We start from the raw sequence: 15605 nt of genomic DNA on the forward strand, positions 1-15605 counted from the left end.
TTTGAAGCGCTCGTAAAGGGGCCACAATCCAATTGTCTGAAATAGGCAGGGCTTGGAATTCACACCTTCTGCGTTTTCGCAAGAAAGCGTGATCCCTTTCCCGTGGATGAACTATCGGCATACCGGTCATTGGCCGGTTTGGGAACCGTTGGCGGGCGGAAACCTGCCCGTCCTCGTGTTGACAAGCTTGACTGAAGCTTGAACATGCCGCGGACGTAGCAGTGTCTGGAGGGTGTTATGGCGATGCGCGCGGCGGCTCGTGGTCTGTCGATCTTGATTCTTCTCATTTTCGCCTGGGGGTCTGTAGCGCAAGCGGCCGAAGCCCGCCGGGTGGTGACCTCAAATAATTCCGACTATTTCGGCTTCGATCTCAGATCGGACCAGAATGTCAGCCTCGATCAGTGCAAGACGACATGCCTCGGCGACCCCGCCTGCCGCGCCTTTACTTACAACAACAAGGCCAAATGGTGCTTCCTAAAGTCCGACTATAACCAGTTGAAACCCTTCAGCGGCGCGGTCGCGGGCAAGGTCGTCAATGTCGATGGCGACCCCGATATCGGCGCCCCGCCGGAACTCGCCTTCTTCCCCAACTGGATGGCCGACCAGGCCCAGCAATACCGCAACAAGCTGACCGATCCGGCCTATGACAAGCCGACCGACGGGCTGGAATCACTCCGCGCCGCCGCCGAACAGGCTGCACTGACCGGCGACCATGGGCAGGCCATGAACAAATACGAGGCCGCGGTCTCGGTCCTGCCTGACGACGGTCAGCTTTGGCTCGGTCTGGCGCGTGAAACGCTTGCCATACAGCCGGCCAGCGGCACCTCCGAATCCTACAATCTGCCGGTCAAAGGCACCTCCGCCGCCATCAACGCCTACAAGTTGCTGCGCACCACCAAGACCCGCGCCGAAGTGCTGGCGCTGCTCGGCAACGGCCTCGACCGCCGCGATCTCTACCGTCCAGCCCTGCAGGCTTATGAAGCCAGCCTCGCGCTGGTCAGTTCGCCGGCGGTCAAGGCCGAATATGAGGATCTCAAGGCCCGCAAGGGCTTCCGCGTCATCGATCACTCGATCGACGCCGACACCAGCGCGCCGCGCATTTGCGCGCAGTTTTCCGAGGAGCTGGTCAAGACCGGCGTCGACTACGCCCAGTTCGTCACCGTCGACAACCAGCCGCCCAAGGGCGTCGAGGCAAAGGACAAGCAGATCTGCGTCGAAGGCCTGGAGCACGGCCAACATTACGAAGTGACCTTCCGCGCCGGCCTGCCGGCCGCCATCGGCGAGGTCACCGCCGCTCCGGTCGTGCTGTCGATCTATGTGCAGGACCGCGCGCCGTCCGCCCGCTTCACCGGCGACAGCTTCGTGCTGCCCGCCGGCGCCCGCCGCGGCATCCCGGTCGTCACCGTCAACATGAATGCCGCGCAGATGAAGCTCTACCGCATCGGCGATCGTTCGCTGGCGCAGCTTCTGTCCGGCTATCAGTTCCTAAAGCAGCTCGACGGCTATGATATCTCCAGCATTTCCGACCAGATGGGTGAGCCGGTCTGGCAGGGGCAGCTCGATATCGCCAACGACCTCAACAAGGACGTCACGACTTCGTTCCCGGTCGACGAAGCCTTGCCGCAGCGCAAGCCCGGCGTCTACGTGCTGACCGCGCAAGCGGTAAATGAAAATGACGAGGACAATTACAATTCGCTTGCCACGCAGTGGTTCGTCGTCTCGGACATCGGCCTGTCGACCTATACCGGCCAGGATGGCCTCAATGTCTTTGCCCGCTCGCTCGGAACCGCCAAGCCGATGGCCGGCGCCGAACTGACGCTGCTGGCCAGGAACAATGAAATCCTCGGCACAGCCACGTCGGACGCCGAAGGCCATGCTGTCTTCAACCCCGGCCTGACGCGCGGCGACGGCGGCATGGTGCCGGCCGTTCTGATGGCCAAGCAGGGCGACAACGATTTCGTCTTCCTCGACATGGGCCGCGCCGGCTTCGATCTGTCCGATCGCGGCGTCGCCGGACGCGCCGCACCGGGCGCGCTCGATGTCTATGCCTGGACCGAACGCGGCATCTACCGCGCCGGCGAGGATGTGCATGTCGCAGCCCTTGCCCGCGACGGCGCCTCCAAAGCGGTGGAAAACCTGCCGCTGACCTTCATCTTCACCCGTCCCGACGGCGTCGAGAACCGCCGCATCGTTGCCGATGGCGTCTCGGCCGGCGGCTATGCCGTCGACCTGCCGCTGGAAGCCAACGCCATGCGCGGCACCTGGACGGTGTCGATCTATACCGATCCCAAGCAGGCGGCCGTTTCCAGCCAGATGTTCCTGGTCGAAGACTTCGTGCCGGATCGCATCGAGTTCGACATGAAGTCCGACAAGCAGGAGATCGCCCAGGGCGAAACCGCCAACATCGACATTGACGGCCGCTTCCTCTATGGCGCGCCGGCCGCCGGCCTCGCGCTCGAAGGCGAGCTGACGCTGTCGACGGCGCGCGACTGGGACCGTTTCGCCGGCTATTCGTTCGGCCTTGCCGACGAGCAGTCGGCCGAGCCTTCGGTCACCCCGTTCACCGGTCTGCCGGTGGTCGGCGACGACGGCAAGGCGACCTTCCCGGTCACGGTCGACCAGTTGCCCGCGACCACCAAGCTGGTCGACGCCAAGGTCACGGTTCGCATGCGTGAAACCGGCGGCCGCGCCATCGAACGCTCGCTCAACATCGGCATCCAACCGCAAGGCCACATGATCGGCATTCGTCCGGATTTCGCCGACAATGAGGTGCCGCAGGGCGGCACCGCCAAGTTCAGCCTCATCGCGGTCGACCCCGACGGCAAGCGCGAGACGCTGAAGGGCGCGCAGTGGTCGCTGGTCAAGGTCGAACGCAATTACCAGTGGTACCGCAACAACAACTCGTGGAACTACGAACCGGTCACCTTCACCAAGTCGATCGCCAACGGCCAGGTCGATCTCAGCGCCGATGCCGAGGCGACCGTGACGATGCCGGTCGACTGGGGCCAGTACCGGCTCGAGATCGAGACTGCCGATCCCGAGGGCCCGGCGACCAGCTATGAGTTCGACGCCGGCTGGTATGTCTCCTCGACCTCCACCGAAACGCCTGATGGGCTCGAGATCGCTCTCGACAAGGACAGCTATGCCGTCGGCGACGTGGCCAAGCTGAAGGTGTCGCCGCATTTTGCCGGCGAACTGCTGGTCACCATCGGCGCCGACAAGCTGCTCAAGACCGTCACGGCAACCGTGCCGGCCGGCGGCAGCACGGTCGACATCCCGGTCGGTGACGACTGGGGCGCCGGCGCCTACATCACTGCAACCCTGTTCCGGCCCGGCGATGCGCAGGAAACCCGCATGCCGGCGCGCGCCATCGGCGTAAAATGGCTGACGGTCGACCCGGGCTCGAAAAAGCTCGCCGTTACCCTGACGCCGCCGGACAAGACGATGCCGCGCCAGCAGCTGTCGATCCCGGTTTCGGTCGCCGGCGTAGCGCCGGGCAGCAATGCCTATGTCACGGTCGCTGCCGTCGATGTCGGCATTTTGAACCTCACCAACTACAAGGCGCCGGATCCGGAGGGCTGGTATTTCGGCCAGCGCATGCTCGGGCTCGAAGTCCGCGACATCTATGGCCGTCTCATCGACGGCTCCCTCGGCACCACCGGCAAGCTCAGGACCGGCGGCGACGGCGCCTCAATGCAGCCGCAAGGCAGTCCGCCGACCGAAAAGCTGGTCGCCTTCTTCTCCGGCCCGGTCCAGCTCGACGCCGACGGCAAGGCGAGGATCGACTTCGACATCCCGCAGTTCAACGGCACCGTGCGCGTCATGGCCGTCGCCTGGACCAAGGAGGCCGTCGGCCATGCCACGACCGATGTCATCGTGCGCGATCCGGTGGTGATCACTGCCGGCCTGCCCCGCTTCCTGGCGCCTGGAGATGCAGCTATCATGCGGCTCGACGTCGCCGACACCGACGGTCCGGAGGGCGACTATGCCCTGTCGATCGCCACGACCGGCGACCTCTCGACCGGCGACAAGCCCTTGCCCGAAAAGCTGACGCTGGCCAAGGGCAAGCGCCAGACGCTGACCGTGCCGCTGATTGCACAGACGGCGGGCAATGCCTCGATCACCATCAAGCTCGCCCATGGCGACGGCACCGCCGTCGAGCAGACGCTGTATGTTCCGGTGCGTCCGGCGCAATTGCCGGTCACCACCCGTCTGGTCGTCGACCTCAAGGGCAATGGCGGCTCGCTGCGCGTCGACAAGGAGCTGCTCGCGGCAAGCCTGCTCGACGGCGCCTCGATCAGCGTCGGCGTTTCGCAGGCTGCGGCCTTCGACGTGCCGTCACTGCTGATGACGCTCGACCGCTACCCCTATGGTTGCGCCGAGCAGACCACCAGCCGCGCCATGCCGCTTCTCTACGTCAACGATCTGGCGTCCGGCGTTGGCATGCAAAGCGATCCCGAACTGCACGGCCGCGTGCAGGCCGCCATCTACAAGGTGCTGAGCTACCAGGCTTCGGCCGGCAGCTTCGGCCTGTGGGGTCCGGGCTCCGGCGATCTGTGGCTCGACTCTTACGTCACCGACTTCCTGACCCGGGCGCGCGAGCAGAACTACGACGTGCCGGCCCTGGCGATGAGCCAGGCGCTGAGCAATCTGCAAAACTCGGTCGGTTACGACCAGGACGTCCAGGATCGCGGCAGCGAAATCGCCTACGCGCTCTATGTTCTGGCCCGCAACAAGAAGGCCTCGGTCGGCGATCTGCGCTACTACGCCGACACCAAGCTCGAAGCCTTCTCGAGCCCGATGGCCGTCGCCCAGTTGGCGGCGAGCCTGGCGCTCTACGGCGACGCGCAGCGTTCGGAAGCAACCTTCCAGACGGCGCTGCAGCTGGCCAAGTCGACCACCGAATACGACTACTACCGGTCCGACTATGGCTCGCGGCTGCGTGATGGCGCCGCGATCCTGGCGCTCGCCGCCGAATCGAAGCCGGTGCCGACCATCGTGCCGGAGCTGATCCGGCTGGTGGCAAGGGAACGCGCCGATGCCCGCTGGACCAGCACGCAGGACGAGTCCTGGATGCTTCTGGCGGCCCGCGCGCTGAAGTCGGGCAACGACTCGATCACGCTCTCGGTCAACGGCGCGCCGCATGCAGGTGGATATTCCAACCACCTCAGCGGCACCGACATTGCCGACAGCCCGCTGACCATCGCCAACACCGGCGCCACGCCGCTGCAGGCGGTCGTCACCACGGTCGCCTCGCCGGTAGAGCCCTTGCCGGCCGGCGGCGACGGCTTCACCATCGACCGCACCTACTACAAGCTCGATGGCACCGAAGCCAACGTCACCGAGGCGACGCAGAACGAACGCTACGTGGTCGTGCTCAAGGTTTACGAGCAGAACCGCTGGCCTTCGCGCCTGCTGATCACCGACCTGTTGCCGGCCGGCTTCGAGATCGACAATCCGGGCCTTGTCTCCAGCGCCCAATTGTCGAACTTCACCTGGCTGGCGCAAACGGACGCAGCCCATCTCGAATTCCGCGACGACCGTTTCGTCGCGGCATTCAATCCCAATGACGGCGATGGCGACCGCAACATCATGCTGGCCTACGTCGTGCGTGCGGTAACGCCGGGCACCTATGCCCATCCGGCAGCCACGGTGGAGGACATGTACCGGCCGCAATATTCGGCCCGCACCGCCACCGGCATGATGGAGATCAAGGCGCCGTAAGGCGCCTTGACGAAGATGAACACGCCGATGTCCGCGACCATCTCCTTCTCCCCGCTATGCGGAGAGAAGGAGCCGGCAGGCGGATGAAGGGCACCACCATGCTCTCCAGAAAATTTCTCCGTCGAACAGGCATCGCCGCCGCCTCCCTCGTCGGCTTTGCGGCGATCGCTGCCGCTTCTCTCTGGGAACTCGACCGCGCTTTTCCGCCGCCGCTGCCCGGAAGGCTCACCGTCTCCACCGAGGTCCAGGACCGCGACGGCCAGCTGTTGCGCGCCTTCGCCACGCCGGACGGTTACTGGCGGCTCGACACTCATCTCGACCAGGTCGACAAGCAGTTCGTCGACATGTTGGTCACCTATGAAGACAAGCGCTTTTGGGACCATGATGGCGTCGATGTGCTGGCGCTGGCGCGCGCCGCCGGCCAGTTCGCCACCAGCGGCCATATCGTCTCCGGCGGCTCGACCCTGTCGATGCAGCTTGCCCGGCTGATCGAGCCACGCGAAAACCGCAGCCTCGGCTCGAAGATCAAGCAGATGCTGCGTGCCATCCAGATCGAGCGGCGGCTGTCTAAGCAGGAGATCCTCGAACGCTATTTGACGCTGGCGCCTTATGGCGGCAATCTCGAAGGCGTGCGCGCCGCGTCACTCGCCTATTTCGGCAAGGAGCCGAAGCGGCTGACGGTCTCGGAAGCCGCCCTGCTGGTTGCGCTGCCGCAATTGCCGGAAAAGCGCCGGCCCGACCGCAATCTCACCATCGCTCATGCAGCCCGCGACCGCGTGCTGACCCGCATGGTATCAGCTGACCTGCTTGGCGAGCGCGAGGCCGCGCGCGCAGCGCTCGATGATGTCTCGGGCTTGCGCCGCAAACTGCCGGCACTGGCGCCACATGCCGCCTATGCCATGCTGCCCAAGGCCGTACCCGGCAAGCCATTGCAGCTGACGATCCGCAAAAGCGTCCAGCAAGGGCTGGAACAGGTGGCGCGAGATGCCGCGATCAAGCTTGGGCCGCGCCTGTCGGTCGCCATGGTGATGGCGGACGCGCGCACCGGCGACATTCTTGGCGAAGTCGGCTCGGCCGATTTCTTCGATGCCAGCCGCTCCGGCTGGATCGACATGACCAGGATCGTGCGTTCGCCCGGTTCGACGCTGAAGCCGTTCATCTATGGCCTCGCCTTCGAGCAAGGGCTGGTGGCGCAGGAAATGCTGATCGAGGACAGTCCGGTCGATTTCGGCGGCTACCGGCCAAAGAATTTCGACATGGGCTATCAGGGGGATGTCTCGATCCGCCAGGCGCTGCAGCTGTCGCTCAACGTTCCGGCGATCCGCGTGCTCGACTCGGTCGGCCCGGCACGGCTGATGGCGCGCTTCCGCCAGGCCGGCGTCAGCCCGGTGCTACCGGTCAACGAGGCGCCGGGCCTCGCCATCGGCCTCGGAGGCGTCGGCGTAACGCTGCGCGATCTCGTCCAGCTCTATACCGGCCTCGCCAATGGCGGCAAGGCAAACACGCTGCATGACGGCACCGAGCCGGCCAATGCCGAGCGCACCACCGCCACGATCCTCGACGCCCAGGCGAACTGGCAGATCACCGACATATTGTCGGGCGTAAAGCCGCCCGAGGGCGCCTTGCAGCGCGGCATCGCCTACAAGACTGGGACGTCCTACGGCTACCGCGACGCCTGGTCGGTCGGCTTCGACGGCCGCTACGTGCTGGGTGTGTGGGTCGGCCGCGCCGATGCCGGTGCGGTGCCCGGCCTGTCCGGCTATGTCTCGGCCGCCCCCATCCTGTTCGAGGGCTTCGTCCGCTCCGGCCTCACCGCCGTCCCGTTGCCCAGCCAGCCGGCCGGTGTCCTCAAGGCCAGGCGCGAAGACCTGCCGGTGACATTGGGGCGCTTCGGCGCCGGCGCCGACGGACTGGTGCAGGCAGGCCCGACGGAACCGGCGCCAACGATCATTTTCCCGCCCAACGGCGCCCGCGTCGATCTCGCCACCAATTCCGCCGAGGCCTCGCCGCTGGTGCTGAAACTGCAAGGCGGCCGCGCGCCGTTCCGCTGGCTGGCCAATGGCAAGCCGCTCGTCGGCATCGACCGCCGCCGCACCGCGACCTGGCTGCCCGACGGCGCCGGCTATTCGACGCTCACCGTCATCGACGCCGTGGGACGCGCGGCAAGCGTGAAGGTGTTCGTTGAATAGATGGCGCCAAGCGATTCAGGGGATTGGGCTTCTTCGCCCGAGGCCCGGCGCGAGGCACCCCCCTCTGGCCTGCCGGCCATCTCCCCCGCAAGGAGGGAGATTGGCAGCTTCGGCGCCGCGCTCATTCAGCAACGTTGAAAATTGGCGAAAGCCGCAGCGACATCTGATCTTCCCCCTTGCGGGGGAGATGGCCGGCAGGCCAGAGGGGGGTGTGCCGAAGCGCTTGCATCGAGGATTGGCCTTAGCCCTATCCATGTTCGTTTCGACTTGCTCCCCCGCCGACGCCGATCCCCTGCCCGCCGGCTTCGTCCGCTTGGCCGATGTCGATCCCTCGATCCGCCAGGACATCCGCTATGCCGGCCTGGAAAATTTCCTGCATCGCAAGGCCGATGGCTACGACGCCCCAATCTGCATACTCACGAAGCAAGCTGCGCAAGCGCTGTCCGGTGTGCAGAAAGCGCTCGCCGCCGATGGCCTGACGCTGGTCGTCTTCGACTGCTACCGCCCGGCCCGCGCCGTTGCCGACATGGGCAAATGGACCAGAGAGGGCGGCCCGCCCGATCCGCAATGGTACCCTCAGGTGCAGCGCGGCGACCTCATCGCCAAGGGCTATATCGGCGAATTGTCAACCCATTCGCGCGGCTCGACCGTCGATGTAGCCATCGCCCGCAGCGACGGCAAGAACAAGTCATCCGCCGCTTGCGGCGCGGCCGGCGCCGGCACGCTCGGTTTCGGCACCAGCTTCGACTGTTTCGACCCGGCAAGCGAAACCGCCCATCGCCCATTGGCGGCAGAAGCGGCGGCAAACCGCAAAAGGCTGCTCGACGCCATGCGCGCCGGCGGCTTCAAGAATTATGCGCGCGAGTGGTGGCACTACACGCTTCGGGATGAGCCGTATCCAAAGCTGCGCTTCGATTTTCCCATCACTGCGGGCTGAACCGCCCGGTGCTACACCGAGCCTTCCCTCGCTCGGCCTTGCTTCTGCGCTGTCAGCTCCTAGATAGCGTCAAACCGGCCGGATTCGGGTTAGACCAATATGAGGAAAATATTTCCTTCCGAAACCCAATATCGGCGAAAATTTCCTTCGGGGGGACAAAAAATGCAACGTTGAATGCATCTAATTTCTATCAATTCGATAGAGTTCAGCCGTCATCAACGGAGGCGGAAATGACCAAACCTCATTTCAAGAAACTGCTCGGCGCACTGGTCGCCACATCGATCCAGTTCGGCACGCTCGGTTTCGCGTTTGCCGATACGACCATTCTGAACGTGTCCTACGACCCGACACGCGAACTCTACAAGGCCTATGACGAAGCCTTCGTCGCACACTGGAAGGCCGAGACCGGCGAGACGGTCACCATCCAGCAATCGCATGGCGGCTCCGGCGCCCAGGCCCGCGCCGTGATCGACGGCCTCGATGCCGATGTGGTCACGCTGGCGCTCGAAGGCGACATCAACGCCATCGTCACCAAGTCGAAGAAGATCAACCCGGACTGGCGCAAGAAGTTCGAGAACAATTCGGCGCCTTACACCTCGACCATCATCTTCCTGGTCCGCAAGGGCAACCCGAAGGGCATCCACGACTGGAGCGATCTGGTCAAGGACGGTGTCCAGGTGATCACGCCGAACCCGAAGACGTCGGGTGGCGCCCGCTGGAACTACCTTGCCGCCTGGGCCTATGCCAACGCCAATGATGGCGGCGACGAGGCCAAGAACAAGGAATTCGTCGGCAAGCTCTACGCCAATGCTCCGGTGCTCGACACCGGTGCGCGCGGCTCGACGGTCACCTTCGCGCAAAAGGGCATCGGCGACGTGCTGATCGGCTGGGAAAACGACGCCTATCTGGCGCTCAATGAATTCGGAGCCGACAATTTCGAGATCGTCTATCCCCCGACCTCGATCCTGGCCGAGCCGCCGGTGGCGATCGTCGACGCCAATGTCGATGCCAAGGGCACCCGCAAGGTCGCCGAAGCCTATCTCGGCTGGCTCTATTCCAAGGAAGCCCAGACGATCATCGCCAAGAACCACTATCGTCCGGCCAAGCCCGAGCTGGTGGATGCGGCTGACATTCCGAAGACGCCCGAAATCAAGCTGATCTCCATCGACGATCCGCTTTTTGGCGGCTGGAAGAAGGCACAGCCTTATCATTTCGGCGATGGTGGTATATTCGACCAGATCTACAAGCCGGCCCAGTAGAATTTAGATCAGGACGACATGACCATAGCACCCGCCAAGGCGGGGTGGCGATTCAGACAGCCGAGTGTCATTCCGGGTTTCGGATTGACGCTCGGCTTCTCGCTTGCCTACCTCACGCTCATCATCCTCATCCCCCTGTCGGGCCTGATCTGGCGCTCGGCAGCCCTCGGCTGGACCGATTTCTGGGCGATCGCCACCGACCGCCGGACCATCAACGCACTCGAAATCAGCTTCGGCACAGCCTTCATCGCAGCCGCCGTCAACGTCGTCTTCGGCACGCTCGTCGCCTGGGTGCTGGTGCGCTACCGCTTCCCCGGCCGCCGCGTCGTCGACGCCATGGTCGACCTGCCCTTCGCGCTGCCGACGGCCGTGGCCGGTATCGCGCTGACCACTCTTTATGCGCCCAATGGCTGGATCGGCCATCTCCTGGCGCCGCTCGGCATCAAGGTCGCCTACACGCCGCTCGGCATTGTCGTGGCGCTTGTCTTCATCGGCCTGCCGTTTGTCGTGCGCACGGTGCAGCCGATCATGGAGGAGATCGACAAGGAAGTGGAGGAAGCCGCCGCGACGCTCGGCGCCAACCGCTTCCAGATCATCACCCGCATCCTGTTTCCCGGCCTGGCGCCGGCCATCATCACCGGCTTCTCACTCGCCTTCGCGCGCGGCGTCGGCGAATACGGCTCGGTCATCTTCATCGCCGGCAACCTTCCCTACAAGTCGGAGATCGCACCGCTTCTGATCGTCATCCGGCTCGAGGAGTACAATTATCCGGCGGCCACCGCGATCGCGGCGATCATGCTTTTGCTGTCGTTCGTGATGCTGCTGGTCATCAACCTGGCGCAGTCATGGAGTCGCAAGCGCTATGGCTGACCCCGAGATCAAATCCTACGAACCGCATCACGAGAGCCGGTCGGCGGCGGTGACCGAAAGCCGGCCGGTGCGGCTGCTGCTGATGGCGGTGGCCTTCGCCTTCCTCGCCATCTTCCTGCTGCTGCCGCTGATCATCGTCTTCCACGAGGCGCTGGCGAAAGGCATTGGCGCCTACACGGAATCGCTCTCCAATCCCGATACGCGCTCGGCGATCCGGCTGACGCTGCTGGTGGCGGTGATCGCCGTGCCGCTTAACGTCGTCTTCGGCATTTCGGCTGCCTGGGCGATCGCCAAGTTCGAGTTCAAGGGCAAGGCTTTTCTGACCACGCTGATCGACCTGCCCTTCTCGGTCTCGCCGGTCATTTCCGGCCTGGTCTATGTGCTTTTGTTTGGCGCTCAGGGACTGTTCGGTGAATGGCTGAAGGCGCACGGCATCCAGATCTTGTTCGCCGTGCCCGGCATCGTGCTCGCGACCATCTTCGTCACCTTCCCCTTCGTTGCCCGCGAACTGATCCCGCTGATGCAGGAACAGGGCAACGGCGACGAGGAAGCCGCGCTCTCCCTCGGCGCCAATGGCTGGCAGACCTTTTGGTACGTGACGCTGCCCAACGTCAAATGGGGATTGCTCTACGGCGTGCTTCTGTGCAACGCCCGCTCGATGGGCGAATTCGGCGCGGTCTCGGTCGTGTCGGGCCACATACGCGGGCTGACCAACACCATGCCGTTGCATGTCGAAATCCTCTACAACGAGTACAACGCCGTCGGCGCTTTTGCCGTCGCTTCGCTGCTTGCCGGCCTGGCGCTGGTCACGCTGGTCTTGAAAACACTTCTCGAGATGCGCTACGGCGCCGAGATCGCCGCGACGCGCGGACATTAGATGCATGTCGCCCAAAAGTGTGAAGCGGTTTTGGGATAACGACATGCATCCACTAAAAAGGGACATTTGATGGAAGTTCGCGTTGCCAACGTACGCAAGGAGTTTGACCGGTTTCCGGCCCTCCATGACGTATCGCTTGACATCAAGTCGGGTGAGCTGATCGCGCTGCTTGGGCCATCCGGCTCCGGCAAGACGACGCTGCTGAGGCTTATCGCCGGCCTGGAGCGGCCGACGCGCGGAAAGATCTTCTTCGGCGACGAGGACGCCTCGCACCGCTCGATCCAGGAGCGCAATGTCGGCTTCGTCTTCCAGCACTATGCGCTCTTCCGGCACATGACGGTCGCCGACAATATCGGCTTCGGCCTCAAGGTCCGGCATGGACCGTCGCGACCACCGGCGGCCGAAATCCGCCGACGCGCCTCCGAACTGCTCGATCTCGTTCAGCTTTCCGGCCTGGAAAAGCGCTATCCGGCGCAACTTTCCGGTGGCCAGCGCCAGCGCGTGGCGCTGGCGCGCGCCATGGCCATCGAGCCCAAGGTGCTGTTGCTCGACGAGCCGTTCGGCGCCCTCGATGCGCAGGTGCGCCGGGAACTCCGCCGCTGGCTGCGCGAAATCCATGACCGCACCGGCCACACCACCGTCTTCGTCACCCACGACCAGGAAGAGGCGCTCGAGCTTGCCGACCGCGTCGTGGTGATGAGCCAGGGCCGCATCGAGCAGGTCGGCTCCGCCGACGAGATCTACGACACGCCGAACTCGCCCTTCGTCTACTCCTTCATCGGTGAATCGAGCATGCTGCCGGTCAAGGTTGAGAATGGCGAGATCTGGCTCGCCGACCGTCCGATCGGCGTGTCGGCGCCGCACGCACCCGAGGGCGATGCGACGCTGTACTTCCGCCCGCACGATATCGAACTGCTCGACGGCTGCAGCGGCTGCATCGCCGGCACGGTCGCCGCCAGCCGCCGCGTCGCCGGCACAAGACGCGTCGAACTGGAAATCGGCGGCGAGCGCCAGCGCGTCGAGATCGAACTGCCTGTGGACCATCCTGCGGCGCAGAAGAGCCGGGTGGCGTTCAGGCCGAGGCGCTGGAAGCTTTTCCCGGCGGCATAGACATCGATCCGGCGCTACTCCAGCCAGTTCTCGACCGTCAGGCCCTTGATCCGACGGAACTCAGCGGTGTTGGCCGTCACCAGTGTCGTCCCCAACACACAGGCATGGACAGCAATGAAAAGATCATTGTGGCCGATTGGCTGGCCTCTGGCCTCCAGCTCGGCACGAAGTGCTCCGTATTCGTTATCCATCGGCACATCGAGCGGCAACACAGGAACCTCGGCGAGCAATTCCTCCACCTTGGCGAGCAGCTTGGCCGATCTCTTGCGGGCGCAGCCATAACGCAGCTCCGAGGCGACAACGATGCTGGTGCACAGGGCACCGTCTCCCGCGCGAACCGCCGCACTGGCAGCCTTGCCGGCAGGGTTTCGGATCATGTCGCTGAGAATGTTGGTGTCCAGCATGAACCGCATCAAAAGATATCCTCAGGCCCCACGGGCGCATCATGGATCTCGGGAAAGTCGTCTTCAGGACCAAGCGGCGGCTCTTTCGCCCATTGGGTGAGCAAGGCGGTGAGGCCTGGTTGGCGGACCGGCTCGATGATCAGCCGGTCGCCATCGCGGCTGATCAGGACCTTCTCGCCAGGCAGCTCGAATTCGACAGGGATGCGAACCGCCTGACTGCGGTTGTTGCGAAACAACTTCGCCTCCCTGGACGGTGGTATTGAGTGACGGTGCTGCGGCATGGCAGCCTCCCCTGTCTGTTCCACTTGTATATGCCATTTGTATATGCCACTCGGCCTCGAATTGCAAACCACAGAAAACCCCAACGCATCGGCATTTCGGCTGGAATGAAATTTCGCCGATAACCTGCTTCAGCGATTTCTTTTTCGCTGCAACGCCATACGTCTGCCCCGTGTGCCTCGCAGTACACCCTCCGGCCCGGCTATGTTCTGGCAACGCATTGCACATCGGAGCCTGTTTTCATGAAGCGATTTTTCCTCAGCGTCGCCACTGTCGCCGGCCTGATCCTCGCCTGTTCGCAGGCCTGGTCGGCCGACAAATTGCTCAACGCTTCCTATGATGTCGGCCGCGAATTGTTCGCCCAGGTGAACAAGGCTTTCGTCGCCGGCCATCCGGGCGTCACCGTCGACCAGTCGCACGCCGGCACCTCGGCGCAGGCGCGCGCCATTGCCGAAGGCCTCGGCGCCGATGTCGTCACCTTCAACCAGGTCACCGACATCGACTTTCTGGTCAAGAAAGGCCTCGTCGCCGCCGACTGGCAGAAGGATTTCCCCGACAACGCCTCGCCCTTCTATTCGCTCCCATCCTTTCTCGTCCGCGCGGGCAACCCCAAGCACATCAAGGACTGGAACGACCTCGTGCGCGACGACGTGCAGGTGATCTTCCCCAACCCCAAGACCTCGGGCAATGCGCGCTACACCTATCTGGCCGCAACCGCCTACGCCAAGGAAGCCTTCAAGGGCGACGACGCCAAGGTGAAGGAGTTCGTCACCAAGCTGTTCAACAACGTGCCGATCTTCGACACCGGCGGGCGCGCCGCCACCACCACCTTCGTGCAGCGCGAGATCGGCGACGTACTGATCACCTTCGAGTCGGAAACGCGCGGCATCCGCAAGGAGTATGGCAACGACAAGTTCGAACAGGTCACGCCAACGGTCAGCCTGCTCGCCGAATTCCCGGTGGCGATCGTCGACAAGGTCGCCGACGAGCACGGCAGCCGTGACCTCGCCAAGACCTATCTCGATTTCCTCTACACGCCCGAGGGCCAGACCATCGCGGCTGAAAATGGCCTGCGCGCCCGCAACGCTGAAGTCGCGGCAAAATACAAGGCCGACTTCCCCGATGTCCGCCTGCTGACGGTGGAAGACGTCTTTGGCGGCTGGGACAAGGTACAGAAGGAGCACTTCGCCGCCGGCGGTCTGCTCGACCAGACCTATGGCAGCCGCTGATATCAGCAGCGTTCGACCTCACCTCACAAGAAAGCCGGCGCTTTGCCGGCTTTTTTGATTTCGCGCGCCGACAAACGGCTTTCAGGCGGAATCTGTCGCGATCGGCGAAAACGTTACAAAGAATCAACGCCTTTGTGCCTAACATCTCAACCGGGCGGCTTGTTCTACGCGAAACCGGGTTGTTCAGGCGAAACGTCATGATTTGCACACAAACAACCGCCAGATGCGGGTGGTTGGGGTTTTCATGAACTGAAGCGGGCATGCTTACCAAAAAAGGCAAATACGGCCTCAAGGCCCTCGTGCATCTTTCCGGCCTGCCGGTCGGCCAGCTTGCATTCGTCAACGACATCGCGATCGCCAACAACATCCCGAAGAAATTCCTGGATGCCATTCTGGGCGAGCTGCGCAATGCCGGCTTCGTCCTCAGCCGCAAGGGCAAGGAAGGCGGTTATCGCCTCGCCCGGCCGGCTTCCGAAATCAAGATCGGCCACGTCGTGCGCGTGCTGGACGGCCCGCTCGCTCCCATACCCTGCGCCAGCCGCACGCAATACCAGCGCTGCGAGGATTGCGACGAGGCGACCTGCCAGGTCCGGCACATGATGCTGGAAGTGCGCCAGGCGATCGCCGAAGTGCTGGACAATCGCAGCCTCGCCGCCATGCGCGACGCCGACAATGATGATTTTCCGGTCGAGCTGACGTCGCAGATCTAAATTCGAGCATGATCCCG

11 protein-coding genes are annotated in these 15605 nt (G+C 63.9%); 9 read left to right on the forward strand and 2 right to left on the reverse strand.

All coding sequences use genetic code 11. The features are described 5' to 3' along the window. Positions 1-237: 237 nt before the first annotated feature. The 7 genes from NKI96_RS07580 (at position 238) to NKI96_RS07610 (ending at position 12966) form a co-directional block, all read left to right on the forward strand. Positions 238-5724 carry an alpha-2-macroglobulin family protein gene (locus tag NKI96_RS07580; RefSeq protein WP_352803595.1) on the forward strand — a complete coding sequence of 1829 codons (5487 nt, stop codon included), beginning with the start codon at positions 238-240 and terminating at the stop codon, positions 5722-5724. Positions 5725-5807: 83 nt separating this feature from the next. Further along, the gene (gene pbpC / locus NKI96_RS07585; protein WP_031249190.1) at positions 5808-7913 is read left to right on the forward strand and encodes a penicillin-binding protein 1C; all 2106 of its coding nucleotides are present in this window, start codon (positions 5808-5810) and stop codon (positions 7911-7913) included. 253 nt (positions 7914-8166) lie between these two features. After that, on the forward strand, positions 8167-8850 hold the full coding sequence (locus tag NKI96_RS07590) for a M15 family metallopeptidase (RefSeq protein WP_023735998.1): 684 nt from the start codon (positions 8167-8169) through the stop codon (positions 8848-8850). Positions 8851-9080: 230 nt separating this feature from the next. Beyond that, complete coding sequence (locus NKI96_RS07595; protein WP_023673082.1) at positions 9081-10109, forward strand: sulfate ABC transporter substrate-binding protein; 1029 nt, start codon at positions 9081-9083, stop codon at positions 10107-10109. A gap of 18 nt (positions 10110-10127) precedes the next feature. Further along, entirely contained in the window at positions 10128-10979 is an 852-nt protein-coding gene (gene cysT, locus NKI96_RS07600; protein WP_023687973.1) for a sulfate ABC transporter permease subunit CysT, read from the forward strand. After that, positions 10972-11856, forward strand: coding sequence for a sulfate ABC transporter permease subunit CysW (gene cysW, locus NKI96_RS07605; RefSeq protein ID WP_023690809.1), 885 nt, complete (start codon positions 10972-10974; stop codon positions 11854-11856). The genes cysT and cysW overlap by 8 nt, the downstream gene beginning before the upstream one ends. 69 nt (positions 11857-11925) lie before the next feature. Continuing rightward, complete coding sequence (locus NKI96_RS07610; RefSeq protein ID WP_023673079.1) at positions 11926-12966, forward strand: sulfate/molybdate ABC transporter ATP-binding protein; 1041 nt, start codon at positions 11926-11928, stop codon at positions 12964-12966. A 14-nt stretch (positions 12967-12980) separates the two neighbouring features. Here NKI96_RS07610 and NKI96_RS07615 read toward each other — a convergent pair whose 3' ends face one another. After that, positions 12981-13379 (reverse strand): type II toxin-antitoxin system VapC family toxin, encoded by a 399-nt coding sequence (locus NKI96_RS07615; protein ID WP_023690807.1) that lies wholly within the window; start codon positions 13377-13379, stop codon positions 12981-12983. Then, positions 13379-13651 carry an AbrB/MazE/SpoVT family DNA-binding domain-containing protein gene (locus tag NKI96_RS07620; RefSeq protein WP_023690806.1) on the reverse strand — a complete coding sequence of 91 codons (273 nt, stop codon included), beginning with the start codon at positions 13649-13651 and terminating at the stop codon, positions 13379-13381. Before NKI96_RS07620 ends, NKI96_RS07615 begins: the two co-directional genes overlap by 1 nt. Positions 13652-13891: 240 nt before the next feature. Here NKI96_RS07620 and NKI96_RS07625 point away from each other — a divergent pair, with 240 nt between their 5' ends. Continuing rightward, entirely contained in the window at positions 13892-14878 is a 987-nt protein-coding gene (locus tag NKI96_RS07625; RefSeq protein ID WP_023690805.1) for a sulfate ABC transporter substrate-binding protein, read from the forward strand. Positions 14879-15138: 260 nt separating this feature from the next. Beyond that, positions 15139-15588: an RrF2 family transcriptional regulator gene (locus tag NKI96_RS07630; RefSeq protein WP_023673075.1), complete on the forward strand. Its 450-nt coding sequence runs from the start codon at positions 15139-15141 to the stop codon at positions 15586-15588. Positions 15589-15605 lie beyond the last annotated feature (17 nt).

This window comes from Mesorhizobium sp. M0292, assembly GCF_040321695.1.
Classification (GTDB): domain Bacteria; phylum Pseudomonadota; class Alphaproteobacteria; order Rhizobiales; family Rhizobiaceae; genus Mesorhizobium.

What these genes read in the sequence shown, in the direction of transcription:
- NKI96_RS07580 (WP_352803595.1), top strand. Translation starts at nt 238, where the DNA reads ATGGCGATGCGCGCGGCGGCTCGTGGTCTGTCGATCTTGATTCTTCTC.
- pbpC (WP_031249190.1), top strand. Translation starts at nt 5,808, where the DNA reads ATGAAGGGCACCACCATGCTCTCCAGAAAATTTCTCCGTCGAACAGGC.
- NKI96_RS07590 (WP_023735998.1), top strand. Translation starts at nt 8,167, where the DNA reads ATGTTCGTTTCGACTTGCTCCCCCGCCGACGCCGATCCCCTGCCCGCC.
- NKI96_RS07595 (WP_023673082.1), top strand. Translation starts at nt 9,081, where the DNA reads ATGACCAAACCTCATTTCAAGAAACTGCTCGGCGCACTGGTCGCCACA.
- cysT (WP_023687973.1), top strand. Translation starts at nt 10,128, where the DNA reads ATGACCATAGCACCCGCCAAGGCGGGGTGGCGATTCAGACAGCCGAGT.
- cysW (WP_023690809.1), top strand. Translation starts at nt 10,972, where the DNA reads ATGGCTGACCCCGAGATCAAATCCTACGAACCGCATCACGAGAGCCGG.
- NKI96_RS07610 (WP_023673079.1), top strand. Translation starts at nt 11,926, where the DNA reads ATGGAAGTTCGCGTTGCCAACGTACGCAAGGAGTTTGACCGGTTTCCG.
- NKI96_RS07615 (WP_023690807.1), bottom strand. Translation starts at nt 13,379, where the DNA reads ATGCGGTTCATGCTGGACACCAACATTCTCAGCGACATGATCCGAAAC.
- NKI96_RS07620 (WP_023690806.1), bottom strand. Translation starts at nt 13,651, where the DNA reads ATGCCGCAGCACCGTCACTCAATACCACCGTCCAGGGAGGCGAAGTTG.
- NKI96_RS07625 (WP_023690805.1), top strand. Translation starts at nt 13,892, where the DNA reads ATGAAGCGATTTTTCCTCAGCGTCGCCACTGTCGCCGGCCTGATCCTC.
- NKI96_RS07630 (WP_023673075.1), top strand. Translation starts at nt 15,139, where the DNA reads ATGCTTACCAAAAAAGGCAAATACGGCCTCAAGGCCCTCGTGCATCTT.